Origin of the sequence: Streptomyces sp. NPDC051243, from assembly GCF_044455405.1 — a bacterium.
In the GTDB taxonomy this organism is placed as follows: domain Bacteria; phylum Actinomycetota; class Actinomycetes; order Streptomycetales; family Streptomycetaceae; genus Streptomyces.
The window spans coordinates 55,289-82,087 of sequence record NZ_JBITES010000024.1; the positions used below are offsets into that span (position 1 = coordinate 55,289).

At 70.8% G+C, this 26,799-nt stretch carries 23 protein-coding genes and 3 tRNA genes; 10 read left to right on the plus strand and 16 right to left on the minus strand.

The features are described from left to right. Positions 1-49 precede the first annotated feature (49 nt). Positions 50-256, minus strand: a complete 207-nt coding sequence (bldC, locus tag ACIBAG_RS42165; RefSeq protein ID WP_003949541.1) for a developmental transcriptional regulator BldC — start codon at positions 254-256, stop codon at positions 50-52. Between the two features lie 601 nt (positions 257-857). Continuing rightward, on the minus strand, positions 858-1,700 hold the full coding sequence (locus ACIBAG_RS42170; protein WP_399112973.1) for a hypothetical protein: 843 nt from the start codon (positions 1,698-1,700) through the stop codon (positions 858-860). Positions 1,701-1,921: 221 nt separating this feature from the next. On the opposite strand from ACIBAG_RS42170, the gene ACIBAG_RS42175 reads away from it, so the two are divergent. Beyond that, positions 1,922-3,010: a Leu/Phe/Val dehydrogenase gene (locus tag ACIBAG_RS42175; RefSeq protein WP_399112975.1), complete on the plus strand. Its 1,089-nt coding sequence runs from the start codon at positions 1,922-1,924 to the stop codon at positions 3,008-3,010. Between the two features lie 316 nt (positions 3,011-3,326). Next, the gene (locus ACIBAG_RS42180) at positions 3,327-3,575 is read left to right on the plus strand and encodes a DUF3073 domain-containing protein (RefSeq protein ID WP_031484400.1); all 249 of its coding nucleotides are present in this window, start codon (positions 3,327-3,329) and stop codon (positions 3,573-3,575) included. An 85-nt stretch (positions 3,576-3,660) separates the two neighbouring features. Here the strand turns inward: ACIBAG_RS42180 and purM are convergent, their stop codons facing one another. The 9 genes from purM to purS form a co-directional block, all read right to left on the minus strand. Beyond that, entirely contained in the window at positions 3,661-4,737 is a 1,077-nt protein-coding gene (purM, locus tag ACIBAG_RS42185) for a phosphoribosylformylglycinamidine cyclo-ligase (protein ID WP_399112977.1), read from the minus strand. A 31-nt stretch (positions 4,738-4,768) separates the two neighbouring features. Beyond that, entirely contained in the window at positions 4,769-6,298 is a 1,530-nt protein-coding gene (gene purF, locus ACIBAG_RS42190; protein WP_399112978.1) for an amidophosphoribosyltransferase, read from the minus strand. A 61-nt stretch (positions 6,299-6,359) separates the two neighbouring features. Continuing rightward, positions 6,360-7,133 carry an META domain-containing protein gene (locus tag ACIBAG_RS42195; protein ID WP_399112980.1) on the minus strand — a complete coding sequence of 258 codons (774 nt, stop codon included), beginning with the start codon at positions 7,131-7,133 and terminating at the stop codon, positions 6,360-6,362. Positions 7,134-7,204: 71 nt separating this feature from the next. Beyond that, the gene (locus ACIBAG_RS42200; RefSeq protein ID WP_399112982.1) at positions 7,205-8,002 is read right to left on the minus strand and encodes a sterol carrier family protein; all 798 of its coding nucleotides are present in this window, start codon (positions 8,000-8,002) and stop codon (positions 7,205-7,207) included. Between the two features lie 9 nt (positions 8,003-8,011). Then, positions 8,012-8,845 carry a M23 family metallopeptidase gene (locus tag ACIBAG_RS42205; RefSeq protein WP_399112984.1) on the minus strand — a complete coding sequence of 278 codons (834 nt, stop codon included), beginning with the start codon at positions 8,843-8,845 and terminating at the stop codon, positions 8,012-8,014. 32 nt (positions 8,846-8,877) lie between these two features. Continuing rightward, positions 8,878-9,378, minus strand: a complete 501-nt coding sequence (locus tag ACIBAG_RS42210) for an ArsR/SmtB family transcription factor (RefSeq protein WP_399112985.1) — start codon at positions 9,376-9,378, stop codon at positions 8,878-8,880. A gap of 122 nt (positions 9,379-9,500) precedes the next feature. Beyond that, positions 9,501-11,759, minus strand: a complete 2,259-nt coding sequence (gene purL, locus ACIBAG_RS42215; RefSeq protein ID WP_399112987.1) for a phosphoribosylformylglycinamidine synthase subunit PurL — start codon at positions 11,757-11,759, stop codon at positions 9,501-9,503. Next, a complete protein-coding gene (gene purQ, locus ACIBAG_RS42220; RefSeq protein ID WP_399112989.1) occupies positions 11,756-12,460 on the minus strand; it encodes a phosphoribosylformylglycinamidine synthase subunit PurQ in 705 nt (234 codons plus the stop codon). Before purQ ends, purL begins: the two co-directional genes overlap by 4 nt. Further along, positions 12,457-12,720: a phosphoribosylformylglycinamidine synthase subunit PurS gene (purS, locus tag ACIBAG_RS42225; RefSeq protein ID WP_399112990.1), complete on the minus strand. Its 264-nt coding sequence runs from the start codon at positions 12,718-12,720 to the stop codon at positions 12,457-12,459. The genes purQ and purS overlap by 4 nt, the downstream gene beginning before the upstream one ends. A gap of 279 nt (positions 12,721-12,999) precedes the next feature. Between purS and ACIBAG_RS42230 the strand changes: the two genes are divergently transcribed. From ACIBAG_RS42230 to ACIBAG_RS42265, 8 genes are all read left to right on the plus strand, one after another. Further along, on the plus strand, positions 13,000-13,317 hold the full coding sequence (locus tag ACIBAG_RS42230; RefSeq protein ID WP_398811952.1) for an Lsr2 family protein: 318 nt from the start codon (positions 13,000-13,002) through the stop codon (positions 13,315-13,317). Positions 13,318-13,448: 131 nt separating this feature from the next. Continuing rightward, positions 13,449-13,520: transfer RNA gene (locus ACIBAG_RS42235), tRNA-Gly, on the plus strand. Positions 13,521-13,600: 80 nt separating this feature from the next. Next, positions 13,601-13,673 (plus strand) — tRNA-Gly (locus tag ACIBAG_RS42240). Positions 13,674-13,800: 127 nt separating this feature from the next. After that, on the plus strand, positions 13,801-14,763 hold the full coding sequence (locus ACIBAG_RS42245; RefSeq protein WP_399112992.1) for an ABC transporter ATP-binding protein: 963 nt from the start codon (positions 13,801-13,803) through the stop codon (positions 14,761-14,763). Next, positions 14,760-15,536, plus strand: coding sequence for an ABC transporter permease (locus tag ACIBAG_RS42250; protein ID WP_399112994.1), 777 nt, complete (start codon positions 14,760-14,762; stop codon positions 15,534-15,536). The genes ACIBAG_RS42245 and ACIBAG_RS42250 overlap by 4 nt, the downstream gene beginning before the upstream one ends. An 18-nt stretch (positions 15,537-15,554) precedes the next feature. After that, positions 15,555-16,787 carry a sensor histidine kinase gene (locus ACIBAG_RS42255; RefSeq protein ID WP_399112997.1) on the plus strand — a complete coding sequence of 411 codons (1,233 nt, stop codon included), beginning with the start codon at positions 15,555-15,557 and terminating at the stop codon, positions 16,785-16,787. Further along, on the plus strand, positions 16,784-17,410 hold the full coding sequence (locus tag ACIBAG_RS42260) for a response regulator (protein WP_399112998.1): 627 nt from the start codon (positions 16,784-16,786) through the stop codon (positions 17,408-17,410). The genes ACIBAG_RS42255 and ACIBAG_RS42260 overlap by 4 nt, the downstream gene beginning before the upstream one ends. 23 nt (positions 17,411-17,433) lie before the next feature. Beyond that, positions 17,434-17,509 (plus strand) — tRNA-Gly (locus tag ACIBAG_RS42265). Between the two features lie 111 nt (positions 17,510-17,620). Here the strand turns inward: ACIBAG_RS42265 and ACIBAG_RS42270 are convergent. The 5 genes from ACIBAG_RS42270 to ACIBAG_RS42290 form a co-directional block, all read right to left on the minus strand. Next, a complete protein-coding gene (locus ACIBAG_RS42270; RefSeq protein ID WP_399112999.1) occupies positions 17,621-18,520 on the minus strand; it encodes a phosphoribosylaminoimidazolesuccinocarboxamide synthase in 900 nt (299 codons plus the stop codon). Between the two features lie 103 nt (positions 18,521-18,623). Beyond that, complete coding sequence (locus ACIBAG_RS42275; protein WP_399113001.1) at positions 18,624-20,117, minus strand: N,N-dimethylformamidase beta subunit family domain-containing protein; 1,494 nt, start codon at positions 20,115-20,117, stop codon at positions 18,624-18,626. Positions 20,118-20,353: 236 nt separating this feature from the next. After that, on the minus strand, positions 20,354-22,354 hold the full coding sequence (locus ACIBAG_RS42280; RefSeq protein ID WP_399113003.1) for a hypothetical protein: 2,001 nt from the start codon (positions 22,352-22,354) through the stop codon (positions 20,354-20,356). 384 nt (positions 22,355-22,738) lie between these two features. Then, positions 22,739-23,989 (minus strand): phosphoribosylamine--glycine ligase, encoded by a 1,251-nt coding sequence (purD, locus tag ACIBAG_RS42285; protein WP_399113005.1) that lies wholly within the window; start codon positions 23,987-23,989, stop codon positions 22,739-22,741. A gap of 224 nt (positions 23,990-24,213) precedes the next feature. Then, positions 24,214-26,667, minus strand: a complete 2,454-nt coding sequence (locus ACIBAG_RS42290; protein ID WP_399113007.1) for a DNA polymerase III subunit gamma and tau — start codon at positions 26,665-26,667, stop codon at positions 24,214-24,216. Positions 26,668-26,799: the final 132 nt, after the last annotated feature.

The window sequence follows — 26,799 nt, forward strand, 5'->3', positions numbered from 1 at the left end:
CGCCGCGGCGAGTTGGGGGAACCGCCGGTTTGCCCGGTTATGCAGTTGTTCAGGCCTCGCTGCGCTGCTGCGGGATACCCGCGAGCAGTGCGCGGACCTCGGCCTCGCGGTAACGGCGGTGCCCGCCGAGCGTACGGATGGACGTAAGCTTCCCGGCCTTCGCCCACCGCGTGACCGTCTTGGGGTCCACGCGGAACATGGTGGCGACCTCAGCCGGGGTCAGCAGCGGCTCGGCATCAGGGGTGCGAGCGGTCATGAGCGGCCTCCTCGGGAGAACCGAACCTTCTCGGTTCTTTCCTCTAAATTCTGCACCTTGACCCGCGTTGCCCGAAATGGCGGACGCGAGTCGAGTCGGTTATAGGACGAACGGCTTGTCCTCGGCACTACAACTACACCATCTGTCCAGCCGCGTCGGCCAAACCGATGGAATTGCCCTCCCAGGTGTTCATCAGCGACGGAAGCCGATGGACCATGCCATAGCGGACAGTCACGCCACTGTGACGATCAGTCACAGTGGCGTGCAGGAGTCACAAGACCCCCCAAAGCGTGCAATGTCGAGAGAGAGCCCTCCCCGGACTCCTTGTCCTATTTTGGCACGAGGGTGGGTTAGGGGCGCAAGGGCCGCGTACGTGCGGTCCGTCACGCTTACGCGCGTTGACGCATCCTTGATGCATACGCCCGGATCGGGTTCTACGTCCCATGTTGACGAAGCATCAAGAACCTCAGAGCGAGCACGAAACCCCAAAACGGGCGTCTCGTCAAACGCCAGTTCGTTACATCACACAGTGCGTCAGATCACACCGGGCTCGGTGCTCCAGGTCACATCCGACAGGGTGCGGCAGATCACACCGGCCGCGTCAGTTCGCCGACCGCCGGTCCCGCACCGCCCGCCAACGCTCCACGAGCCGCGCGTACGCCTCCCCCGCGGCCGCCCCGTCGCCGAGCCGCAGCGCCTCGATGCCGTCCGCCACATCGGCCGCCGAGTGGTCGTCCTCCAGGTCGCCGGCCGGCAGGGTGTGCACCAGACCGCCGTAGTCCAGCTCGACCAGCGAGCGCGGGTGGAACTCCTCCAGCCATCGCCCGACGTCCACCAGGCCGTCGATGAGCGGCCCTTCGTCGATGGCGTCCTTCAGGGTTCTCAGGGCCCGCGCCACCCGCCGCCGCGCCTGCACCATCGGCGTCCGGTAACGCAGCATCGGCGGGACCTCGCCCGAGCCCTTGTCGAAGCGCCGCTCCTCGTCCGACACCAGCACGAACCAGTGCAGCGGCACCTGCCAGGTCGAGGTGCGGATCCACGGCCGGGCGTCCGGGTTGCGGGCCAGCCAGCGCTCGTAGTCCTGGGCCGCCTGGCGCCGTACGACCTCCGGCAGCACCGCGTCCAGGACCGGCTTCGGCAGCTCCTCGGCGAGCTCCCCGAGCGCCTGCCAGCCGCGCAGCCGGGTGCGCCACGGGCACACGCACAGCACCCCGTCGACCTCCAGCACGAAGGCGTCGCTGCTCTCGTGGACCGGCACCGGGACGGGCGGGGTGGGCAGCAAGTCGGCCAGGGCGCGGCGCAGTTCGTCCTGGTACGAAGGGCGGTCCGGGCGGCGGGCGTAGCGCGCCCAGTGGCCGCGCTCCGGCTCCGGGAAGGCGGCCAGCGGCTCATACACGCGCAGATAGGTCGCGTACGGGACGATCACCGAGGACACCTTGGGCACGCCTGCTCCCTCCCCCGCCGTCTGCCAGGAAAACCTGCGAAACCCGCTCACAAACATGCGGGAAAACTATGCAAATCGTCGCACGGCCTTACTCCGGGAGTAGGTGATCCTGAGCTCTGCGGGTTGGACGGGCGCTCGCGGGTCTAATCTCATGCTCACAGCCCCCGCCACCCGTACGGGAGCTCGCTCCAACCGCCGCAACGTACTCAGGAGTCACCACAGTGACCGACGTAACACACGGCGTCCTGCACACCCTGTTCCACTCGGACCAGGGGGGTCATGAGCAAGTCGTGCTCTGTCAGGACCGCGCCAGCGGCCTCAAGGCCGTCATCGCCATCCACTCCACCGCTCTGGGCCCCGCCCTCGGCGGTACGCGCTTCTACCCGTACGCGACCGAGGAAGAGGCCGTCGCCGACGCGCTGAACCTCGCGCGCGGGATGTCCTACAAGAACGCCATGGCCGGTCTCGACCACGGCGGCGGCAAGGCCGTGATCATCGGCGACCCGGAGAGGATCAAGAGCGAGGAGCTGCTGCTGGCCTACGGCCGGTTCGTGGCCTCGCTCGGCGGCCGGTACGTCACCGCCTGCGACGTCGGTACGTACGTCGCCGACATGGACGTCGTGGCCCGCGAGTGCCGCTGGACGACCGGACGCTCCCCCGAGAACGGCGGCGCCGGCGACTCCTCCGTGCTCACCGCCTTCGGCGTCTACCAGGGCATGCGCGCCTCCGCCCAGCACCTGTGGGGCGACCCGTCGCTGCGCGGCCGCAAGGTCGGCATCGCGGGCGTCGGCAAGGTCGGCCACCACCTGGTGGAGCACCTGCGCGCGGAGGGCGCCGAGGTCGTCATCACGGACGTGCGCGAGGAGGCCGTCGGCCGGATCCTCGCCGCCCACCCGACGGGCGTCACGGCCGTCGCCGACACCGCGACCCTGATCCGCGTCGAAGGTCTCGACATCTACGCCCCCTGCGCGCTCGGCGGAGCCCTGAACGACGACACCGTGCCCGCGCTGACCGCCAAGATCGTCTGCGGGGCCGCCAACAACCAGCTCGAGCACCCGGGCGTCGAGAAGGACATCGCCGACCGCGGGATCCTCTACGCGCCCGACTACGTGGTGAACGCCGGCGGTGTCATCCAGGTCGCCGACGAACTGCACGGCTTCGACTTCGACCGGTGCAAGGCGAAGGCCGCGAAGATCTACGACACCACGCTGGCCATATTCGCACGTGCGAAGACGGACGGGATTCCGCCGGCCGCCGCGGCCGACCGGATCGCCGAGCAGCGGATGGCGGAGGCGCGCGGCGGGCGCTGACCCGGGGAACCGATCCAGCCGCAACCCCATAACACGGGTTTGGCCGGTACCCGCCGGTGGGCAGTTGGAGAGAACTCTCACTTCTACCGGCGGGTCGACCGCCGATAAGTGGTTAAAATCGCGGTTGACCAGCGAGGACAGGGCGCCTCGAAGGTCCTGGGCACACGCCTGTGCTGCGGGCGACGTACCGTATGGGCGCGGGCTCAGGTACCGTGGAAGCCCTACGGACCGGCCTCTCCACGGAGAGTCCGTTCCGGATCATGAACGCGTGTCAGACTCTGGGGCCGTCGAGCCCCGTCGTTGAGGGGGTCGAGCCATGGGGCGCGGCCGGGCCAAGGCCAAGCAGACGAAGGTCGCCCGCCAGCTGAAGTACAACAGCGGTGGGACGGACCTCTCACGCCTGGCTGAAGAGCTGGGCGCATCGACATCGAACCAGTCGCCGAACGGCGATCGCTTCGAGGACGATGAGCAGGACGACGATCTGTACTCCAAGTACGCCGACCTCTATGAGGACGACGACGAGGATCAGGACGAGGACCCCTCGGAGCAGCGTCGCGGCGCTTGACTTTGCATTGAGCACTCACCCGGTCGGTGACCTCGGTCACCGACCGGGTTCTGTGCTGCCTGCAAGTCCTCAGCCGGCGGCGCGCTTAATGTGAATACGTCCCGACGAGGGCCGCGCCCGTCTCGTGGTCGCCCCTGTCCGTGATCTCGCCCGCGACCCAGGCGTCCACGCCTCGGTCGGCCAGCGTCGCCAGCGCCACGTCCGTGGACTCCTCCGGCACGATCGCGATCATGCCGACGCCCATGTTCAGGGTCTTCTCCAGCTCCAGGCGCTCGACGGAGCCGGTCTTGCCGACGAGGTCGAAGATCGGGGCCGGGGTCCAGGTGGAGCGGTCGACGATCGCGTGGAGGTTGTCCGGGATCACCCGGGCCAGGTTCGCGGCCAGACCGCCACCCGTGACGTGGCTGAACGCGTGCACGTCCGTGGTGCGGGTGAGGGCCAGGCAGTCCAGCGAGTAGATCTTGGTCGGCTCGAGCAGCTCCTCGCCGAGGGTGCGGCCGAGGTCGTCGATCTGCGCGTCCAGGGCGAGACCGGCCTGGTTCAGCAGGACGTGCCGGACCAGCGAGTACCCGTTCGAGTGAAGGCCGGACGCCGCCATGGCGATCACCGTGTCACCCGTACGGATGCGATCGGCGCCCAGCAGCCGGTCGGCCTCCACGACGCCCGTACCGGCGCCGGCGACATCGAAGTCGTCCTCGCCCAGCAGACCCGGGTGCTCGGCCGTCTCGCCGCCCACCAGGGCGCAGCCGGCCAGCACACAGCCCTCCGCGATGCCCTTGACGATGGCGGCGACCCGCTCGGGGTGGACCTTGCCGACGCAGATGTAGTCGGTCATGAACAGCGGCTCGGCGCCGCACACCACGATGTCGTCCATGACCATGGCGACCAGGTCATGGCCGATGGTGTCGTAGACGCCCAGCTGGCGCGCGATGTCGACCTTGGTGCCGACGCCGTCGGTGGCGGACGCGAGCAGCGGGCGCTCGTAGCGCTTGAGGGCGGAGGCGTCGAAGAGGCCGGCGAAACCGCCGAGGCCGCCGAGGACCTCGGGGCGCTGGGTCTTCTTGACCCACTCCTTCATCAGCTCGACCGCGCGGTCGCCCGCCTCGATGTCGACGCCGGCAGCCGCGTAGGAAGCCCCGCCGGGCACAACAGTCTCAGACATTGCCTGGGATCTTTCGGGTTGGTTACGGGGCTTACGGGCGACGGATCGCGTCGACGGCAGCCGGGGCGGCCGTACCGGCCGCGAGCTCGGTCTCCAGGAGCTGCTTGCCGAGCAGCTCGGGATCCGGGAGCTCCATCGGGTACTCGCCGTCGAAGCAGGCGCGGCACAGGTTCGGCTTGGCGATGGTGGTCGCCTCGATCATGCCGTCGATGGAGATGTACGACAGGGAGTCGGCGCCGAGCGAGGTGCCGATCTCCTCGATGGTCATGCCGTTGGCGATGAGCTCGGCGCGGGTGGCGAAGTCGATGCCGAAGAAGCAGGGCCACTTCACGGGCGGCGAGGAGATCCGGATGTGGACCTCGGCCGCGCCCGCCTCGCGGAGCATGCGGACCAGGGCGCGCTGGGTGTTGCCGCGCACGATCGAGTCGTCGACGACGACCAGGCGCTTGCCCTTGATGACTTCCTTGAGCGGGTTCAGCTTCAGGCGGATGCCGAGCTGGCGGATGGTCTGCGAGGGCTGAATGAACGTACGGCCGACGTACGCGTTCTTCACCAGACCCGCACCGAACGGGATACCGCTCGCCTCCGCGTAGCCGATGGCGGCCGGGGTGCCGGACTCCGGGGTCGCTATGACCAGATCGGCCTCGACCGGGGCTTCCTTCGCCAGGCGGCGGCCCATCTCCACGCGGGAGAGGTAGACGTTCCGGCCGGCGATGTCGGTGTCCGGGCGGGCCAGGTACACATACTCGAAGACACAGCCCTTGGGCTTCGCTTCCGCGAATCGGGAGGTGCGAAGGCCATTCTCGTCGATGGCGACGAACTCGCCCGGCTCGATCTCGCGGACGAAGCTGGCGCCGACGATGTCGAGGGCGGCGGTCTCGGACGCGGCGACCCAGCCGCGCTCCAGGCGGCCGAGGACCAGCGGGCGGATGCCCTGCGGGTCGCGGGCGGCGTAGAGAGTGTGCTCGTCCATGAAGACGAGCGAGAAGGCGCCCTTGACCTGCGGGAGGACCTGGTGGGCGGCCTCCTCGATGGTCAGCGGCTTGCCGTCCTCGTCGACCTGGGCCGCGAGGAGCGCGGTCAGCAGGTCGGTGTCGTTGGTGGCCGCGACGCGCGGGGTGCGGCCGCCTTCCTGCTTGGGCAGGTCGGCGACCATCTCCGCGAGCTGGGCGGTGTTGACGAGGTTGCCGTTGTGGCCGAGCGCGATGGAGCCGTGCGCGGTGGCGCGGAACGTCGGCTGGGCGTTCTCCCACACGGAGGCGCCGGTGGTCGAGTAGCGGGCGTGACCCACCGCGATGTGACCCTGGAGCGAACCGAGCGAGGTCTCGTCGAAGACCTGGGAGACCAGTCCCATGTCCTTGAAGACGAGGATCTGGGAGCCGTTGCTGACCGCGATTCCCGCGGATTCCTGGCCCCGATGCTGGAGGGCGTAGAGCCCGAAGTACGTGAGCTTTGCGACCTCTTCACCCGGAGCCCAGACACCGAAGACGCCACACGCGTCCTGGGGGCCTTTCTCGCCGGGAAGCAGATCGTGATTGAGTCGACCGTCACCACGTGGCACGCCACCGAGTGTAGGCGAGATCGACCACTGGTCCGAATTGGGGATACGCGCCCGTAAAGGATCACTCGGCGGCGGCCGCGTTCACACGCTCGCCGTTTTCGCTGGTCAGAGTGAGATTGCGGTGTTCGAGCGTGTACTTCACCGTGCCGTCGAAGAGCTTCAGCAGGCTCTTCTCGGTATTCATGAGTGAGGTGTCGCACATCATTCGGGTGGTGGACGCGGTGCCGAGCGTGATACTGCCGTCGCTCACCGTCGCCGTGGCCCTCACCTTGTTGCAGCCGAGGCTGCCGCTGACCATTCCGGTCTTCTCGTCGAAGGTGAGGTGGGCCTTGCCGTCGGTGTCGGGGCTGGTGATGGTCCACTTCGTGCCCTTGAGGGGGGCGGCCTCCTGCTTGGTGAGGGCGACGCGGTCGCCGTCCGCGGTGGTGAGGGTGAGCTTGTCGCCCTTGACCTCGGCGGTGAGGTCGCCGTCGGAGAGGGTGCTGGCGAGGGTCGTCTCGAAGTTCGGGGGGACACCCTCGCAGGCCATCTCGGTCGCCCCCATCTTGTCGAAGGTGACGTGGCTGTCCTCGAAGGCGGCTTCGGCGCCGAAGGGGTTGCAGCCGAGGTTGCCCTCGACCTCGCCGCCGTCGGCGACACGCAGCCAGGCGCTGCTCGGAGCGGCGCTCTTCTTGCCGTCCACGGTGATGCCGTCGACGGCCCAGTGGACGCCGGTGACGGAGGCCGCGGCCCCCGCGCCGACGGTGTCGCTGCCCGCCTTCTCGTTGCCGCAGGCAACGGCGAGCGGGAGGAGGGTGAGTACGGCGAGAGCGGTCAGGCGCTGCGGTTTGTCCATGCCGAGTGTGTCCATGCCGGTGGGACGGGAGGGACACCGGACCGGTTCCGCTCGGTTCCGCTTGTCGCCCGTCACCCCATGAGCGGCAGCAGCCCGCCCAGGTCGGCCCGCTCCCCGCTGGCGCTCACCTTGGCCTCCGCGACGGCGTCCTGCCACGCCACCCGCCCGGTCGCGAGCCGGATCCAGGTCAGCGGGTCGGTCTCGACGACGTTGGGCGGGGTGCCCCGGGTGTGCCTCGGCCCCTCGACGCACTGCACTACGGCGTACGGCGGGATCCGCACCTCGGTGGAGCCGCCGGGTGCCTTCGCGGCGAGGGCGTCGGCGAGGAGCCGGGTGCAGGCGGCGAGGGCCTGGCGGTCGTACGGGATGTCGAGGCCGGGGACGGCGGCGTTCAGGTCGTCGGTGTGGACGACGAGTTCGACGGTGCGGGTGACCAGGTAGTCGGCGAGGGTCATGGCGCCGGTGCGGGCGGCGAGGAGGCGGTCGCCGGGGGCGGCCGCCAGCTTGCGCGTCAGGCGTTCCCCGACGCGGGCGTAGAGGGCGTCGAGGTCGGGGTTGGCCGCGGCGAGGTCCCGGGTGCCGTCGGCGATGTCCCCGGCGCGGGCGGCGGTGGCGAAGGGCCAGTCCAGGAGGGTGAGCTCGGCCTTCGCCGGTTCATCGCGGTCGAGATTGCGGCTGACGGTCTCCACGGCCATGGTCACGTGCGCGGCCAGGTCCCGTACGGTCCAGCCCTCCAGGCGGGTGGGGAGGGCGAGTTGCTCGTCGGTGAGGGTGTGCAGGGCCTGGCGTACGTTTCCGAACTGGGTGAGCACCGCGGTGCGGATCCTGTCGGGGTCGTAGGTGCGGGCACGCTTCTTGGCCGGGGACATGGCGGAAGCCTATGCGGGCTGCGGCCGCGCCGCGGGCGCCTCGAACGACTCGCCGTTGCGGGGGATGCCGAGACCGCGCCAGGTGAAGGGGAGGCCGCGGGCGGTGTCCGGATCGGGGCCGTCCATCAGCTGGAAGTGCACATGCGGCTCACTGGAGTTGCCGGAGTTCCCGCACCGGGCGAGCACCTGGCCGGCGCGCACGCGGTCGCCCTCGGCGACGGCGAGCGAGCCTCGGCTCAGGTGCGCGTAGAGAGCGTGGGTGCCGTCGCCGAGGTCGAGGACGAGGTGGTTGCCGACGATCCGCCGGACGCCGGCCATCTCGCGCACCGACCCCTCGACGAGCATCAGATACAGCAGCCCGGGCAGCGAGGTGCGGCTCAGATGGTCGCGCTGCCGGTCGTCGGCCCGTACGACCGTGCCGTCGGCCACCGCCAGCAGCGGGGCACCGAAGGCCGGGAAGTCGGAGCTCCGCCGGGCGAGCGGCCACAGCGCGCTGAACCCTGGGCGGGCGCCGGGCTCGGGCTCGGCGACGATGTCGATGGCGTAGGTCTGGCCGTAGGCGTGCGTGCCGTGGCTCGGGGTGCGGTCGGCCGGGCTGTTGAGCGCCGACCAGCGGCCGGTGACGGGCGGTTCGACCTCGATCGGCTCGCGTTCCTTGGGCGGGCCGTCTGGTGTGCGGCCGGTGCGGTTGACGACGGCGACGAGGGTGAACGCCAGCACCAGCGGCAGGAAGTTCCACCAGTGCGGATAGTCGAAGTGGAGCCAGGCGTCGGCGGTGATCACGGCGAAGAAGGCCATCAGCAGGAGCCGGAAGGCGATCATGGCGAGCTTGCGTGCGGACATGGTTTCCCCCTGTTTCGATGACTCTCGATGAGTTACGGCCGGGCCGCCGCCAGCGCCACCAGCAGCGGGACGACCCGCCCCGGCGGCACCTCGTAGCGACCGCGTCCGGTGGTGTGCAGCCAGCCCACGGCGGTGAGTTGGCGCAGGTGGTGGTAGATCTGGCCGGTCGTGCCGATCTGCTCCAGTTCGGCGAGCTCGGCCGCGGTGCGCCGGCCGCCGATGACCTCGCGGAGCAGCCGCAGCCGTACCGGATGGCCGAGCGCCGCGAAGACGTCGGCGGCCTCCGGCCAGTCGTCGTCGAGCAGGTCCTCGACGAACGCGGTCTGCTGCCAGGAGTACTGCTCCTCGGTCGGCAGCCGTACCGCGCCGGTGAACAGGACGCCCCCGTCCACGACGCCCGCCTGCGACAGCTGCTCCTTCAGGGTCTCCAGCGCCCAGAAATCCCCGTCGCCGACACGGGGAGCCGGCCGGTCGGCCGCTTCCAGTGCGGCGAATCGGCGTTCCAGGTCTGCGACTCGCTGTTCGAGGTCCACGACCCACAGATTACGGAACTACGTAATTACGTGCAACCGTGAGAGGCGGCGGTCGGTCCACCGCACGACGAAGCCCCCGCCCGGCGGACCGGACGGGGGCTTCGGAGCCGTAAGACCGCTGACTACTTGAGCAGCGCCGGGATCGTCGCCTCGTGCGCCTCGCGCAGTTCCTCCAGCGTGAGCGCGAACTCGCCCTGGAGGTCCACCGAGTCACCGTCGACAACACCGATCCGGGTGACCGGCAGGCCCCGCGCACCGCACATGTCGTTGAAGCGGACCTCCTCGGAGCGCGGCACGGCGACGACCGCGCGCCCCGCCGACTCGGAGAAGAGGAAGGTGAAGGCGTCCAGACCATCCGGGACGATCAGGCGCGCGCCCTTGCCGCCGAGCAGCGCCGACTCCACGACCGCCTGGATCAGGCCGCCGTCGGACAGGTCGTGCGCGGAGTCGATCATGCCGTCGCGGGAGGCGGAGATCAGGATCTCGGCGAGGAGCCGCTCGCGCTCCAGGTCGACCTTGGGCGGCAGACCGCCCAGGTGGTCATGGACCACTTGCGACCAGGCCGAACCGCCGAACTCCTCACGCGTGTCGCCGAGGAGGTACAGCAGCTGGCCCTCCTCCTGGAAGGCGACCGGCGTGCGCCGGGCCACGTCGTCGATGACGCCGAGGACCGCGACGACCGGGGTCGGGTGGATGGCCACCTCGCCCGTCTGGTTGTACAGCGAGACGTTGCCGCCGGTCACCGGGGTGCCCAGTTGCTGGCAGGCGTCGGCCAGGCCGCGGATGGCCTCCGCGAACTGCCACATCACCGCCGGGTCCTCGGGCGAGCCGAAGTTCAGGCAGTCGGAGACCGCGAGCGGCTTGGCGCCCGTCGTCGCCACATTGCGGTAGGCCTCGGCGAGGGCCAGCTGGGCGCCCGCGTACGGGTCCAGCTTGGCGTACCGGCCGTTGCCGTCGGTCGCGATGGCTACGCCGAGGCCGGTCTCCTCGTCGATGCGGATCATTCCGGAGTCCTCGGGCTGGGCGAGGACGGTGTTGCCCTGCACGAAGTGGTCGTACTGAGAGGTGATCCACTTCTTGGAGGCCTGGTTCGGGGAGGCCACCAGCTTCAGGACCTGGTCCTTCAGCTCCTCGCTCGTCCCCGGCCGGGGCAGCTTGTTCGCGTCGTCGGCCTGCAGCTCGTCCTGCCAGGACGGGCGGGCGTACGGGCGCTCGTAGACCGGGCCCTCGTGCGCCACGGTCCGCGGGTCGACGTCGACGATCTTGCCGCCGTGCCAGTAGATCTCCAGGCGGTCGCCGTCGGTCACCTCACCGATGACGGTGGCGATGACGTCCCACTTCTCGCAGATCTCCAGGAAGCGGTCGACCTTGCCGGGCTCGACGACCGCGCACATGCGTTCCTGCGACTCGCTCATGAGGATTTCCTCGGGCGAGAGCGTCGAGTCGCGCAGCGGGACGTCGTCCAGGGTGACGCGCATGCCGCCGGAGCCGTTCGAGGCCAGCTCGGACGTGGCGCAGGACAGACCCGCCGCACCCAGGTCCTGGATGCCGACGACCAGCTTCTCCTGGAAGGCCTCCAGGGTGCACTCGATGAGGAGCTTCTCCTGGAAGGGGTCGCCGACCTGGACGGCCGGGCGCTTCGAGGGCTTGGCGTCGTCGAAGGTCTCGGACGCGAGGATCGAGGCACCACCGATGCCGTCCCCACCGGTCCGGGCCCCGTACAGGATGACCTTGTTGCCCGCGCCGGACGCCTTCGCGAGGTGGATGTCCTCGTGCCGCATCACACCGATGGCACCCGCGTTGACCAGCGGGTTGCCCTGGTAGCAGGCGTCGAAGACGACCTCGCCGCCGATGTTCGGCAGGCCCAGGCAGTTGCCGTAGCCGCCGATGCCGGCGACGACGCCCGGCAGGACGCGCTTGGTGTCCGGGTGGTCCGGCGCGCCGAAACGCAGCGGGTCCACGACGGCGACCGGGCGCGCACCCATCGCGATGATGTCGCGCACGATGCCGCCGACGCCGGTCGCGGCGCCCTGGTAGGGCTCGACGTAGGAGGGGTGGTTGTGCGACTCGACCTTGAAGGTGACCGCGTAACCCTGGCCGACGTCGACCACGCCCGCGTTCTCACCGATGCCCACCAGCAGGGCGTCGCTCTGCGGGGCCTTCTTGCCGAACTGGCGGAGGTGGACCTTGGAGGACTTGTACGAGCAGTGCTCGGACCACATGACCGAGTACATGGCGAGCTCGGCGCCGGTCGGGCGGCGGCCCAGGATCTCGACGATCCGCTCGTACTCGTCCTTCTTCAGGCCGAGTTCGGCCCAGGGCAGCTCGACGTCGGGGGTCGCGGCCGCGTGCTCGACCGTGTCCAGAGGCGTCCGGCTCATGCGTTGACCAGCTTCTTGAGGATCGAGGTGAAGAACGGGAGGCCGTCGGTGCGGCCCGACCCGATGAGGGGCTCGACGGCGTGCTCCGGGTGCGGCATGAGGCCTACGACGTTGCCGGCCTCGTTGGTGATGCCGGCGATGTCGTTGAGCGAGCCGTTCGGGTTGCCGTATCCATCAGCGGCTTCGCCGCGGGCGAGGTACCGGAACGCGACCCGGCCCTCGGCCTCCAGCTTGTCCAGCGTGTACTGGTCGGCGACGTAGCGGCCGTCCATGTTCTTGAGCGGGATGCTGATCTCCTGACCCTGCTCATAGTCGCTGGTCCAGAAGGTGCTGGCGTTCTCCACCCGCAGCTTCTGGTCCTTGCAGATGAAGTGCAGATGGTCGTTGCCGAGCATCCCGCCCGGGAGGAGGTGGGCCTCGGTGAGGATCTGGAAGCCGTTGCAGATGCCGAGGACCGGCAGACCGGCCTTCGCCTGCTCGATGACCGTGTCCATCACCGGCGAGAAGCGGGCGATGGCCCCGGCGCGCAGATAGTCGCCGTACGAGAAACCGCCGCACAGCACCACGGCGTCGACCTGCTTGAGGTCCTTGTCCTTGTGCCACAGGGCAACCGGTTCGGCACCCGCGAGGCGGACCGCACGCTGCGTGTCCCGGTCGTCGAGAGAACCCGGGAAAGTGACGACGCCAATACGAGCGGTCACTTCGTGGCCTCCGCGACTTCCTCGACCCGGACGGTGAAGTCCTCGATCACGGTGTTGGCGAGGAAGGATTCCGCAAGATCGTGGATGCGGGCGAGCGTGGCCTCGTCGACCGGCCCGTCAACTTCCAGTTCGAATCGCTTTCCCTGACGTACGTCCGAGATGCCTTCGAAACCCAGCCGCGGCAGTGCGCGCTGCACCGCCTGGCCCTGGGGGTCGAGGATCTCCGGCTTGAGCATGACGTCGACTACGACGCGTGCCACGTGCACTCCCGGTGGTGTGGTGCTGAGCAGGTTCCTGCAGGTGGTTTCAGACTACCCGCACAAAATTTCTACGCGCGTCGACTTGTAGGAAACTACGTGATGGCCGTCACTGGCGGGGCCAAGGGCAGGGTTCGGCGAAAAGTTCCGGAAAAGATCCCGGATCGACACCCGATACCTATTGCGCTCGGACACGCGGAAGGATTTAGTCGAGCTTCACATCGCATTGTCGGGCACTGTACAAATGAATTGTCACCGTGCCGTACGAAGGGACCGATATTCGTGGCGCAGAAGGTCGTGGTCACGCTCTTTGACGACATCGACGGCTCAGAAGCGGCGGAAACGATCGCCTTCGGACTCGACGGCAAGTCGTACGAGATCGACCTGAATGAAGCCAATGCCAAGAAACTGCGTAAGGCGCTCGCGCCCTACGTGGAGGCCGGCCGCAAGCGGTCGAAGTCAGGCAAGGCGTACAAGCAGACCGAGGTCGCCCCGGACCCGGCGGCCGTCCGGGCCTGGGCACAGGCCAACAAGATGGAGGTGCCGGCGCGCGGCCGGATCCCCAAGAAGGTGTACGAGGCGTTCAGCGCGGCGCAGTGACGCCGACGGCCGGGTGGGTCAGGGCCCGTCAGCGGGCCCTGGCGACAACCGACTTGCGCTACCCCCCTGCCGATCAGCTAATGTCTGGGACACGCCGCCGGGCGGGGCAGAAAGCCCAGCTCGGGGAGCTTGCGGGTGTAGTTCAGTAGCAGAACATCCCCCTTCCAGGGGGAAGGCGCAGTGTGCAATTCCTGTCACCCGCTCTGCATCGCCGTACGAACCACTCATGTGGATCAGGTAGGCTGGTGCTCGCACCGATCAGTGAGAGCTGGTCGGGAGCAATGCGGACGTAGCTCAGTTGGTAGAGCGCAACCTTGCCAAGGTTGAGGTCGCGAGTTCGAGCCTCGTCGTCCGCTCTTGATACAAACCCCGGTCCTGTGGACCGGGGTTTTTCATGTACCCACGCGTCCGCCTGACATTTGTCATGCGGAGTGGTGACAGCGCGCACTGCTGCCGGGCCCGCGTCGCCGGGACGCTGAAGTCATGAACATCGACGAACACGAACACGTGATTGAGGTCAGTGACCTGCGGCGTGTGTACGGGGGCGGGTTCGAGGCGGTGCGGGGCGTCACCTTCTCCGTGGACCGCGGGGAGGTTTTCGCGCTGCTCGGCACCAATGGGGCGGGCAAGACGTCCACCGTCGAGTTGCTGGAGGGGCTCGCCCGGCCGGCCGGGGGAAGCGTGCGGGTGCTCGGGCACGATCCCTACGCCGAGCGGGACGTCGTACGGCCCCGGACCGGGGTGATGCTGCAGGAGGGCGGGTTTCCGTCCGAGCTGACCGTCGCCGAGACCGCGCGGATGTGGGCGGGGTGTGTGAGCGGGGCGCGGCCCGAGGGGGAGGTACTCGCGCTTGTGGGGCTGGCCGGTAAGGCCGGCGTACGGGTCAAGCAGTTGTCCGGGGGTGAGCGGCGGCGCCTCGACCTGGCGCTCGCGCTGATCGGGGATCCCGAGGTGCTGTTCCTGGACGAGCCGACGACCGGCCTTGACGCCGAAGGGCGCCGTGACACCTGGGAGTTGGTGCGGGAGCTGCGCGAGGCCGGTACGACCGTGCTGCTGACCACGCACTACCTGGAGGAGGCCGAGGAGCTCGCCGACCGGCTGGCGATCCTGCACGAGGGGCGGATCGCGGCCACCGGCACTCCGGCCGAGGTGACCGCGGCCCATCCGTCGCGCATCTCCTTCGAGCTACCCGAGGGCTACTTCCTGGGGGATCTGCCGCCGCTCGGTGAGCTGGGCGTGACCGGGCACCAGGTCGACGGGCGGGTCGTACGGCTGCGGACGCGTCAGATGCAGCGGGCGGCGACCAGGCTGCTGGTGTGGGCCGAGGGGGCCGGGGTCGAGCTGCGCGGGCTGGATGTGCGGTCGGCCTCGCTGGAGGAGGCGTTTTTGGGGATCGCGCGGGAGGCGGCCGGCGATTCCGTGGATGCGAAGGAGTACGCGGCATGAGCGGTACGGTCACCACCCCGGCGGGCCGGATGACGGCGCTGGCCCGCGCCGAGCTGACCCTGCTCGGGCGCAGCAGGGGAACCCTCGTCGCCGCCCTGTTCGTGCCGCTCGTGCTGCCGTTCAGCGTGTGGTCCGCGACCAAGGACATGGACCTCGAGAAGTCCGGCCTCACCGTCGGCACCGTCGTCCTGCCCGCCGCGATCGGTTTCTCGCTGCTCTTCGCGGTGTACGGCGCGCTCGTCGGCGTCTTCACCGCGCGGCGCGAGGAGCTCGTGCTCAAACGGCTGCGCACCGGTGAGCTGCGGGACACCGAGATCCTCGCCGGGTCGGCGCTGCCGGCGGTCGCCACGGGCCTTGTGCAGTCCCTCCTTCTGGCGGTCGGCTGCACGGTCCTCCTCGACGTCCCCGCACCCCGGGCCGCCCATCTCGCCGTACTGGCTCTGCTGCTGGGCCTCGTGCTGTGCGCCTCGCTCGCGGCGGTCACCTCGGCGTTCACCCGCACGACCGAGAGCGCCCAGGTCACCACGCTGCCGGTGATGCTGGTCTCGATGCTGGGCTCCGGCATGGCGATCCCGCTGGAGGTGCTGCCCGACCGGGTGGCGTCGGTGTGCGAACTGCTGCCGCTGTCGCCGGTGATCACGCTGGTGCGAGGCGGGTGGACCGGTGAGCTTTCGCTGTACGAGACGGTGGGCCCTGTCATGACCGCGCTGGCCTGGACGGCCCTGGGAGTGTTTGCTGTACGGCGGTGGTTCCGCTGGGAACCCAGGCGCTGACGTACGGGGAGCGGGAACATGCGCAGAGCGGGGGGATGGTGGCGGCGCAAGAGCACGCCGGCGAAGGTGGAGACGTACACCCGGGGTTCGTTCCACTCCTTCGCGGTGATCGAGGTGCTGGCGGTCGGACCGCCCATGGCCGGCGCGGTCGGTTCCCAGCTGGGCGGCTGGTTGGTGCTCATGGTGTGCGCGCACGCGGCGCTCTGCGCCCTGACCGTGTCACGGGCGCTGGACTGGGTGCGGGGTCGCCGTGAGCAGCCCGTCCGGCTGCTGTGGACGCTGGGTGCCGTCACCGCGGCGATCGCCGTCACGGCCCTCGTCATCTCCGAGCACGGTCCTGACGGTGACGACGTCGACTCCGCTGCGGGCGGGCTCTTCGGCGTCGTACTGATCTATGGGGCGGGCATCGTCGCGCTCGGGGTGCGCAGTCGGCGGCGCGTCTACGCGATCGTCGGGGGCTTCGCGGCGGGCGCCGGACTGGTGGGCTTCCCGCTGGGCGTGCCTGCCCCCGCCGCCCTGCTCAGCGTGCTTGCCGTGCTGGTCGGCGGCGGGTTCATGGCCTTCAGCGCCGTCTTCTCCGTCTGGCTCCTCAACGCCGTCTACGAACTCGACGAGGCCCGCGAGACCCGCGCCCGGCTCGCCGTCGCCGAGGAGCGGCTGCGGTTCGGGCGGGATCTGCACGACGTGATGGGGCGGAACCTGGCGGTCATCGCCCTGAAGAGCGAGCTCGCCGTGCAGCTGGCGCGGCGCGGGCGGCCCGAGGCCGTGGAGCAGATGATCGAGGTGCAGCGGATCGCGCAGGAGTCGCAGCGCGAGGTGCGGGACGTCGTGCGCGGATACCGGGAGGCCGACCTGGGGGTCGAACTCGCGGGCGCGCAAGGAGTGTTGACGGCGGCCGGGATCGAGTGCGAGGTGACCGGGGAGGCGGCCGGGCTGCCGGCCGGGGTGCAGTCGGCGCTGGCCTGGGTGGTGCGGGAGGCCACCACCAATGTGCTGCGGCACGGAGATGCCGGGCGGTGTCAGGTGGGAGTGCGGGTGTCCGAGGGGCGTGTGGTGCTGACGGTGGAGAACGACGGGGCTGCCGGAGCCTCCGACGGGGGTGGCGGCTCCGGGCTCGCCGGGCTGCGGGAGCGGCTGGCCGCGGTGGACGGCACGCTGGAGGCCGGCCGGGTCGGTGAAGGGAAGTTCCGGCTGGTGGCGCAGGTGCCGCTGGCGGGGGCTTCATCGGACGTGCGGGAGGTCGCCGCATGACCGACCGGACGACCGGGGCGGTACGGCTGCTGCTCGCCGACGACGAGCATCTGATCCGGGGCGCGCTCGCCACGCTGCTCTCGCTGGAGGACGATCTCGTGATCGTCGCCGAGGCGGCGAGCGGGACGGAGGCGCTCGCGATGGCACGGGCGCACGAACCGGACGTCGCCGTACTGGATCTTCAGATGCCCGGGGCGGACGGTGTGAAGGTCGCCACATCCCTGCGCGCCGAACTGCCCGGCTGCAAGGTGCTGATCGTGACCAGTCACGGCCGGCCCGGGCATCTGAAGCGGGCCCTTGCGGCGGGTGTGCGCGGGTTCGTCCCGAAGACCGTCAGCGCTCAGCGGCTCGCCGAGATCATCCGTACCGTGCACGCCGGAAACCGTTACGTCGACCCCGAGTTGGCCGCCGACGCGATCGCCGCCGGGGACTCGCCGCTGACCGCGCGGGAGGCCGAGGTGCTGGAACTGGCCGCCGACGGGGCGCCCGTCGCGGAGATCGCGGAGCGGGCGGCGCTGTCGCAGGGGACCGTGCGGAACTATCTGTCGTCCGCCGTCTCCAAGCTCGGGGCGGAGAACCGGCACGCCGCGGTGCGTCTCGCACGCGAGCGAGGTTGGGTATAGTTGCTCTCGCGCCACGGCGCAGTGCGGACGTAGCTCAGTTGGTAGAGCGCAACCTTGCCAAGGTTGAGGTCGCGAGTTCGAGCCTCGTCGTCCGCTCCAGTGCGAAGCCCCCGGTTCCGGCCGGGGGCTTTTGCGTTGCCTCCGGCCCGCTGTCGTCCGGGGGCTTTCGCGGTGGCCCCCGGACGTCCGTCGTCGCCGGGGGCTCTCGCGCTACGACCAGCTGGTGCCGGTCAGACGCTCGTACGCCTCCACGTACTTCGCCCGCGTCGCCTCCACGACCTCCTGCGGCAGCGGCGGCGGGGGCTGCTCGCTCTTCCTGTCCCAGCCGGACTCCGGCGAGGTCAGCCAGTCGCGGACGAACTGCTTGTCGTACGACGGCTGCGCGCGGCCCGGCTGCCACTGGTCGGCCGGCCAGAAGCGGGAGGAGTCCGGGGTGAGGACCTCGTCGGCGAGGACCAGCGTGTCCCCCTCGAAGCCGAACTCGAACTTCGTGTCGGCGAGGATGATGCCGCGATCGCGGGCGATGTCCCGGCCGCGGGAGTAGACGGCGAGGGTGGCCTGGCGCAGCCGGGCGGCGGTGTCGGCGCCGACCTGGCGGGCGACCTCCTCGTAGGAGACGTTCTCGTCGTGCTCGCCGACGGCCGCCTTGGTGGCCGGGGTGAAGATCGCGGCAGGCAGTTCGCTGCCGTCGACCAGGCCCTCGGGGAGGGCGAGGCCGCAGACGGTGCGGGACTCGTTGTACTCGACCAGGCCGGAGCCGGTGAGATAGCCGCGGGCCACGGCCTCGACCGGGACCATCTGCAGCGATTTGCACACGAGGGTGCGACCCGCCCAGTCGGCGGGGGCGCCGGCGGGCACCTCGGTGCTCAGGACGTGGTTGGGGATCAGGTCGGCGAGCTGATCGAACCACCACAGGGAGAGCTGGGTGAGGACGCGGCCCTTGTCCGGGATCTCGGTGGGGAGCACCCAGTCGTAGGCGGACATGCGGTCGCTGGCGACCATCACGAGGTCGCCCGCCTCGTTCTGGTACAGCTCGCGCACCTTGCCGGTGTGCAGGTGCACCAAGCCCGGAACCTGGATCGGCTCGGGCTTTTCTACGAATCCGGACACGGTTCCTCCCCGTGGTTCTGTCCAAGTGGAATCGATTCTCCCGTATGTCGGGGATCGGTCACGGACGGGGGTGGTTTCAGCAGGGCTCCGTCACGTTTGCGGTTCAGTCACGTTTGCAGATGCGGTCCAGGAGGTTCGCGGTGGCGCGCTGGACACGGGCGTCGACGTGGCCCGGGCGGTCCAGTGCCGGGGACCAGGCGAACGTTCCGGACGCGAAGACCAGGGCGCCGGAGGGGGCGCGGTAGAGAGACGTCTCCTGGTGGCGCAGGACGCCCTCCTTGTCGGTGTACGGGGAGTGCGCGAGCAGGATGCGCTCCTCGTGCTCGGGCAGCGGGGTGCGCGGGAAGTAGCGGTCGGCCTCGCCCGCGACCAGGCCCGCGATCTCGTCGCCCTCGTGGGCGCCGGTCGCCTCCCACAGCCAGTGGTCGGCGTTGCGGACGATCAGGGGGTGCGGCTCGGGGACCTGGCCCGCGTACTGGATGCCGATCACCTCCTGCTCGGGGCGGTCGATCTCCCGCCAGAGCACCGGGCGGCCGGGGCCCTGGCGTTTGCGGCAGGTCATCAGGCGGTCGGGGACGCCGGACGGGGAGGGCCCCAACTCGACCTGCCAGTACATGGAGTTGGCGGAGAGGAAGACGAGGGATGTGCCGTTCTCGCGGGCGAGCTCGACGGTGCGGCGCATGTTCGCCGACCAGTACTCGTCATGGCCGGGGAAGACCAAACCGCGGTAGCGGGTGGGGTCGACATGGCCGCCGTGCAGGTCGCGGGCGTCGGCGTAGGCGATGTCGTAGCCGTAGCGCTCCGCCCAGCGGATGAAATCGTAGGCATGGCCGACGTGCAGGGGCAGGCCCGCGCCCGCGTACGGGCGGTCGAAGGAGACGGTCGTGGCGGCGTCGGCCTCGCCGAGCAGCCGGCCGTCCTCGTCCCAGGCGTGGTAGAGGCTCGCGCCGGTACGGCCGTCCTCCGGGTAGAGGTTGTAGGCCTGCCAGGTGACGTCAGGGAGGAGCAGGAGCAGGTCGGCGGGGTGCTTGTCGCGGACGGTGAAGGGGATGTGGGAGCGGTAGCCGTCGGCGGTGGTGAGGACGGCCACGTACGCGCCGATGCTCCAGAAGCTCGGGACCTGCAGGCGCCAGGACAGCCACCAGTGGTGACAGGAGACCGTGCGGTCGGCGGTGAGCGGCGGCGGCTGGACGATGCCGGAGAGGCGGGGGCTGGTGGTGATCTTGGCGGCGCCGTCACCGCCGTAGTGGCCGATGCGGTAGATGTCGACGGCGAACTCCTGCGGCGGGTCGACCGTGATGTGGAAGTCGACGGCCTCACCGGGAGCCACCGCGCCGGTCGAGGTGAAGCCCTTGATCTGGCGGTGGACGTCGTCGGCGGAGCGCGGGCCTCCGGCGGAGCGCGGGCCGGGGACCCTTGGGGTGCCCGCCGTCGGGGGGTGGGCCTGGCCGTCGACGTACCAGGGGACGACCTGACCGGTGTCGTCGAAGTACGTCACATTGCCGCGCAGCCAGGGGACGGGGCCCTGACCGAAGGGGTCCGTCACGGCGTGCGCGAGTGCTCCCGACTCCCAGCGGCGGATCTGCTCCGATCCCATGGCCGTACCCCTCCCTCGTGCCCCCGTGGTGCCGCCCTGAGCGTTGTGGGTGATGCGGGCGGTTCTGCGCTTGCGGTTCCTGTCGCGTGGCGTGGGCGTTTCTGTGGCTGTCGTATGTCGTAAGCCCTTGCCATATGCGCTATCGATCCCAGCACATCACATTACGCACGCATCCTGTCACTATTCGTTGCGAATTGGCCGAAAGTGGAACCGGGGGCTCCGACCTGGTACGGACGTCAGACCAGGCGGACCGGCTTCTCCGGGCGTATCCCCGACTCCACCAGCCAGGCGCGCAGGGGCGCGGGGTCACCGTCCTCGATGAGGCTGAGGACCCTCGGAGTCAGGTCGGCCGCCCGCTCGCCGTCGATGAGGAGCGTGGGGCCGTCGAGCCAGTCCAGGCCGGGGGTGGCACCGGCGGTGTCCATCGCGGCGCAGCACACCATCGCCGTCACGTGGTCGGTGAGCAACTCGCGGGCGGTGCGGGGCGGCTGGAGCGGGAAGAGGGGGAGCGCGCCGATGTCCAGGAAGGTCGTGCCGAAGTCGGGGGATGCCTGCTGCTGGGCGGGGGGCGCGACTGTGGCGACTGTCGCTGCTTCCTCGCGGGCCAGTTCGGCGGTCAGGCCGGCGGCGAGGGCGGAGCTGCGTTCGGTCTCCTGGCCTTCGTCGTCCTCGGGGGGGACGTCTTCGGCCATGGACTCGTGGGAGGCTTTGGAAGGCTTTGGGGTGTTCAGGGGTTTTGAGGGCTGTGGAAGCTCGGAGGGCTGTGGAAGCTCGGAGGGCTGTGGAAGCTCGGAGGGCTCGGGAAGCTGGGAGGGCTGGACGGCTTCTGAAGGATGGATGGGCTCTGCAGGCCGGACAGGTCCTGAAGGCTGGACAGGTCCTGAAGGCTGGACAGGGGTGCCGGCGGCGGTGGGGCCGGGGGCTGTGGACGTCGGTGGGGTCGAGAGGTGGTCCAGGACTCGGGACAGGGTCGGACCGTCCGTATCCGGGGGCGGGCCGTCGGTGGTGCGACGGACGCCGAGGGTGTCGAGGACACGGTGGAGGCGGGCCGCGTCGGTACGCCATTTGCGGTCCACGACCTCCTCCGGGTACTCGTGCCAGTCCACCGGGGACCAGTCCGGGCCGGGCTCGGCGGGGCCGCCGTGGAAGAGGCGGGCGGCCAGGAGTGAGGCGGCCTCGTCGATCACACCGGGCTCTTCGAGCAGGTCACAGGCGGGTCGCTCGCCCAGCCGGGAGGCGAATCCCTCGGCCAGACGGTCCCGGCGGGACAGTTCGGTGAGCGCCGCGACGACGCCCGCGTCCAGCCGGGACGGCCAGCGGCCCATCCGCCAAGCGGGCAGCGCGACCCGGGTGAGCAGCCGGTCCCAGCCCGCGTACGCCAGTCCGACCTGTTCCTGGGCGACGATCCGCAGTCCGTAATCCACAGCCTGTGCACGCTCGGCCGCCGCGGCGGCCACCCCCCGCTCCATCTCGGCCGCGTGATCCCGGCAGCTGCGCAGCATGAGTCGCGCGACCCAGCCGATGCCCGCGCACACCGCCCGCGACCCCGGGCAGCGGCCACGCGTCGAGGCGACGGCGACGGCGGCGTCCAGGCCCCGGACGAAGCGCCGGGCCTGGGCTATGTCCGGGTGCGCCGAGGGTCCCGTACCGGCGACGACCGGGGCGAGGACCGCGCGCAGCTCGCCGACGCGCATCCACCACAGGAACGGGGAGCCGATGACGAGGACGGGGGCGGCGGGCGTACGGCGGTGGGTGCCGCGCGGGCTTCCACCGTGCAGGCCGTTCAGCCCGTCCTCGTCGCGTCCCTCGGCCGGCGGCGGGCCGTGGGACGGGTGCGTGCGGTCCTCCAGCCAGCTGTCGCAGTCCGGGGTGAGCGCTATCGCGGACGGGGCGGGGACGTCGAGGCGGTCGGCGAGGTCGCGCACCATCCGGTACAGGTCCGGGGCCTGTTCCTCGGCTATCGGGACCGTCGGGCTGACCGCGGGGCGGGCGCGGGCGACGACCAGGGCGATGCCGGCGGCGGCGAGCAGGACGAGGACGGCGAAGGGGGTCACCACCCAGCGGGCGGCATGCCAGCCAGGGCCGACGAAGTGGCCGGTGGAGGCGCCGACGAGCAGCACCACGGCGACCGCCGCGGGCAGCAGTGCCACGGCGAGCGCCCGACTGCGGATGCGCAGCACGGCGAGGGCACGGGCCCGCGCGGCCTGCGCACCCACCTCCACACCCATACCGGTCACGGCCGGACCTCACCCCCTCCGCGCTGCCCTGGCTGTCCGAACTGTCCTGGCTTTGCTCACTCCCCCACTGTGGCACCCACCACTGACATCGCAATGCCGGTGGGCCAAGTGCCGGAACGCTTGCGCCGCACCCTAGTTGGGGCTTCGACCCACGTCAGCCGGATGGGGCATCGGTCACTCGATGGAATGGCTTTGGGGAAAGGTGGATGACGGAAAGCGAGGATCAGGCCCCTGATCCGGGCGTCCCGGTCGGGCAGGACCCGGCATGGATCAGGCCCCGAATCCTGAGACGGATTCGGGGCCTTCGGGGTTTATCGAGGGCGGGGATTTACGGGAGCGCCCGGGGCATGGAAGGGAGCGCGAGCGGCCGCGGTACGCCCTCGGTTAAGCGCCCGCCGCCTTCGCCGCGATGTCCGTGCGGTGCTGGGAGCCGTCGAGCTTGATGCGGGCCACTGCCGTGTAGGCGCGGTCGCGGGCCTTGGCGAGGTTCTCGCCGGTCGCCGTGACGGACAGGACGCGGCCGCCGGCGCTCACGACCGCGTCGCCGTCGCGCTTGGTGCCCGCGTGCAGGACGTAGGCGTGCGGGGCGTCCTCGGCGGCCACCTCGTCGAGGCCGGTGATCGGGTCGCCGGTGCGCGGGGTGGCGGGGTAGTTGTGCGAGGCGACGACGACGGTGACCGCGGCGTCCTCGCTCCAGCGCAGGGGCGCCACGTCGGCGAGGTCGCCCTTGGCGGCGGCCAGCAGGACGCCGGCCAGCGGGGTCTGCAGGCGGGCCAGGACGACCTGGGTCTCGGGGTCGCCGAAGCGGGCGTTGAACTCGATCACCCGTACGCCGCGCGAGGTGATCGCCAGGCCGGCGTACAGCAGGCCGGAGAAGGGGGTGCCGCGGCGGTGCATCTCGTCGACGGTCGGCTGCAGGACCGTCTCCATGACCTCCTCGACCAGCTTCGGGTCGGCCCACGGCAGCGGCGAGTACGCGCCCATGCCGCCGGTGTTCGGGCCCTCGTCGCCGTCGAGCGCCCGCTTGAAGTCCTGGGCGGGCTGGAGGGGGACGACCGTCTCGCCGTCGGTGATGGCGAAGAGGGAGACCTCGGGGCCGTCGAGGTACTCCTCGATGACGACGCGCTCGCAGGAGTTGGCGTGCGCCCTGGCCGCCTCGATGTCGGCGGTCACGACGACGCCCTTGCCGGCGGCGAGGCCGTCGTCCTTGACGACGTACGGGGCGCCGAAGGCGTCGAGTGCCTCGTCGACCTCGGCGGGGGTCGTGCAGACGTAGGAGCGGGCGGTGGGCACGCCGGCCGCCGCCATCACGTCCTTGGCGAAGGCCTTGGAGCCCTCGATCTGCGCGGCCTCCTTGGAGGGCCCGAAGACCGGGATGCCCGCCTCGCGCACGGCGTCGGCGACCCCGGCGACGAGGGGCGCCTCCGGACCGACGACCACGAGGTCGGCGCCGAGCTCCGTGGCCAGCGCGGATACGGCCGTGCCGTCCAGGGCGTCGACCTGGTGCAGCTCGGCGACCTCGGCGATGCCGGCGTTGCCGGGAGCGCAGTGCAGCGCGGTGACGTCGGGGTCGAGGGACAGGGAGCGGCACAGGGCGTGTTCGCGGGCGCCGTTACCGATGACGAGGACCTTCACGGGGGTCAGCCTAACGGGGTTTTTGTGCGAGGCGCCGAGGGGCCGGGGGGTTGGTGACCTGTACGTTCCTCCAAGAGGTGGCCCGGCGCCGGGGCTGCCGTCCCGGGGGGCTCGCAGCCCCCAGACCCCGCTTCGGCCCTGAAGGGGCCTCGTCCCCGAGTAAGGGCCTCGCCCTCGAACGCCGGACGGGCTGAACTTGCTGAACCGGCATCGGCCCGGTCCCGCTACTCGTTCATGAACTCCTCGACCACCGTCGCCCCCAGCTCCCGCACGATCAGCTCGTGTCCGGACAGGGCCGACTCGTTGAGGTCGGGATCGTCGTCCTCGGGGACGTCGTCCTCGGGGGCGACATGCGTCGGTGGCTCGGGGGCGGCGGACGGCTGGGGAGCCGGGGTGGGCGCGGCGGACGGTGCCGCAGTCGCCGAGGCCGTGGGGGGCGGGGTGGGTGCCGTGGGCGTCGGCTGGGGCGGGGCCGGGCGCTGGGCGGTCGTACCGCCACCGCCGTAGCCACTGCTGCCGCCCGCGCCGTAACCGCCGGCGCCGCCTCCGCCGTAGCCACCGCCTCCGCCTCCGCCGAAGCCGGAGGAGCCGCCTGTCGGTGGGGCAGCCGCGCCTCCGCCCGACGGGTCGATGATCGCCTCGATCTTCCACTGGACGTTGAACTGCTCGGCCAGCGCCTGCCTCAGGACGTCCTCGCTGCCGCTGCTCGCGAAGTTGTCGCGCGCTCCGGCGTTGACGAAGCCGAGCTGGAGGGTGGTGCCGTCGAAGCCGGCCACCTGGGCGTTCTGGCTGAGCAGGATCCAGGTGAAGCGGCGGCGGTTCTTGACCGCCTCCAGGATGTTCGGCCAGAGCATGCGGGGGTCCAGGCCGCCGCTCGGGGGTGCGTAGGCGGGTTCCGCCCCTTGGGAAAGGGCGGGTGTGGGCACTGCCGGCTGGGCGGCGGGCGCGGGAGCCCCGCTCGGGGGGGTCGGGGGCTGGGCGCCGCCGCCCGCCGGGGTGGCCGTGGGCCAGCCGCCGGGGCGGCGTCCGCTGCCCGCGGGAGCGGCGGTGGGCCAGGCGCCGGGGGCGGAGGGCGGGGGCGGCGAAGGGCTCGCGGCGGCGGGAGCAGGGGCGGTGGGGGTCGGTGCGGGTGCGGGAGCAGGGGTTGGCGGGGTCTGGGGCGGCTGAGGCTGCCGGCCGCTCTGCGGCGCGCCGCCGGAAGCCGCCGGGGCGGAGGGCTGGGCGGGCGGGGAGGCGGGCTGGCCCAAGTGCGCGCCTTGGCCTGCGGGGCCCGCCGGGCCTGCCGGAGCCGCAGCGGTCGTACCGCCACCGCCAGGACCGCCGGGACCGCCGGGACCGCCAATGCCGGAGGCGGTCGGCGCACCCGCGCTCTGCCCCGCCCCGGGCGCCCCGGAAGCCCGTACGGCCGCCCGGGCCGCGGCGGCTCCGCCACCCGGTGGAACGGGCGCGGCGGCCGCACCATGGGCGTCCGGACCGGGCACGTACCCCATCGCGGGCATGCCGGCACCGGCCGAGAAGTTGACGCCCCGCTCCAGCCGGTCGAGCCGGGCCAGTACGGAACGCTCGTCCCCGTAGGCCGCCGGGAGCAGCACGCGCGCGCAGATCAGCTCCAGCTGGAGCCGGGGTGAGGTGGCGCCCCGCATCTCGGTCAGTCCCTCGTTGACGAGGTCGGCCGCGCGGCTCAGCTCGGCGGCGCCGAAGGTGCCGGCCTGGGCCTGCATGCGCTCCAGGACGTCGGCGGGGGCATCGATGAGCCCCTTCTCGGTGGCGTCCGGCACGGCGGCCAGGATCACCAGGTCCCGCAGCCGCTCCAGCAGGTCGGCGGCAAACCGCCGGGGATCGTTGCCCCCCTCGATGACACGGTCCACGACCTCGAAGGCGGCGGTTCCGTCACCCGTCGCGAAGGCTTCCACGACGGAGTCGAGCAGCGAACCGTCGGTGTACCCGAGCAGGGAGGTGGCCATGGCATACGTCACACCCTCCTCCCTCGCTCCGGCGAGCAGCTGGTCCATGACGGACATGGAGTCACGCACGGAGCCCTGGCCCGCGCGGACGACGAGCGGCAGCACGCCCTCTTCGACCGGGATGTTCTCGCGGCCGCAGACGTCGGCGAGGTAGTCGCGCAGGGTGCCCGGCGGAACGAGCCGGAAGGGGTAGTGATGGGTCCGCGAACGGATGGTCCCGATGACCTTCTCGGGCTCGGTGGTGGCGAAGATGAACTTCAGGTGCTCGGGCGGCTCCTCGACGACCTTCAGCAGCGCGTTGAAGCCGGCCGACGTGACCATGTGGGCCTCGTCGATGATGTAGATCTTGTACCGGCTGCTGGCCGGACCGAAGAAGGCCTTCTCGCGCAGCTCACGGGCGTCGTCCACACCACCGTGCGAGGCCGCGTCGATCTCGATGACGTCGATGGAACCGGGCCCGTTGCGGGCGAGGTCCCGGCACGACTGGCACTCCCCGCAGGGCGTCGGCGTGGGTCCCTGCTCGCAGTTCAGGCACCGCGCGAGGATCCGTGCGCTGGTCGTCTTGCCGCAGCCGCGCGGACCGCTGAACAGGTACGCGTGATTGACCCGGTTGTTCCGCAGCGCCTGCTGCAGCGGGTCGGTTACATGCTCCTGCCCGATGACCTCGGCGAACGACTCCGGGCGATAGCGGCGGTACAGCGCGAGAGACGACACGCATACGAGGTTATAGGCGCCCACTGACAACGCGGACCGGCCGGAGCGGGAGGGCCGGGAGGTCCCGGGAGGGCAAGGAGGGCCTGCAGGGCCCGGAGAGCCTGGAGGTCCTGGAGAGACTGGAGGTCCTGG

What these genes read in the sequence shown, in the direction of transcription:
- bldC (WP_003949541.1), bottom strand. Translation starts at nt 256, where the DNA reads ATGACCGCTCGCACCCCTGATGCCGAGCCGCTGCTGACCCCGGCTGAG.
- ACIBAG_RS42180 (WP_031484400.1), top strand. Translation starts at nt 3,327, where the DNA reads ATGGGGCGCGGCCGGGCCAAGGCCAAGCAGACGAAGGTCGCCCGCCAG.
- purM (WP_399112977.1), bottom strand. Translation starts at nt 4,737, where the DNA reads ATGTCTGAGACTGTTGTGCCCGGCGGGGCTTCCTACGCGGCTGCCGGC.
- ACIBAG_RS42195 (WP_399112980.1), bottom strand. Translation starts at nt 7,133, where the DNA reads ATGGACAAACCGCAGCGCCTGACCGCTCTCGCCGTACTCACCCTCCTC.
- ACIBAG_RS42200 (WP_399112982.1), bottom strand. Translation starts at nt 8,002, where the DNA reads ATGTCCCCGGCCAAGAAGCGTGCCCGCACCTACGACCCCGACAGGATC.
- ACIBAG_RS42205 (WP_399112984.1), bottom strand. Translation starts at nt 8,845, where the DNA reads ATGTCCGCACGCAAGCTCGCCATGATCGCCTTCCGGCTCCTGCTGATG.
- purL (WP_399112987.1), bottom strand. Translation starts at nt 11,759, where the DNA reads ATGAGCCGGACGCCTCTGGACACGGTCGAGCACGCGGCCGCGACCCCC.
- ACIBAG_RS42245 (WP_399112992.1), top strand. Translation starts at nt 13,801, where the DNA reads ATGAACATCGACGAACACGAACACGTGATTGAGGTCAGTGACCTGCGG.
- ACIBAG_RS42250 (WP_399112994.1), top strand. Translation starts at nt 14,760, where the DNA reads ATGAGCGGTACGGTCACCACCCCGGCGGGCCGGATGACGGCGCTGGCC.
- ACIBAG_RS42255 (WP_399112997.1), top strand. Translation starts at nt 15,555, where the DNA reads ATGCGCAGAGCGGGGGGATGGTGGCGGCGCAAGAGCACGCCGGCGAAG.
- ACIBAG_RS42260 (WP_399112998.1), top strand. Translation starts at nt 16,784, where the DNA reads ATGACCGACCGGACGACCGGGGCGGTACGGCTGCTGCTCGCCGACGAC.
- ACIBAG_RS42275 (WP_399113001.1), bottom strand. Translation starts at nt 20,117, where the DNA reads ATGGGATCGGAGCAGATCCGCCGCTGGGAGTCGGGAGCACTCGCGCAC.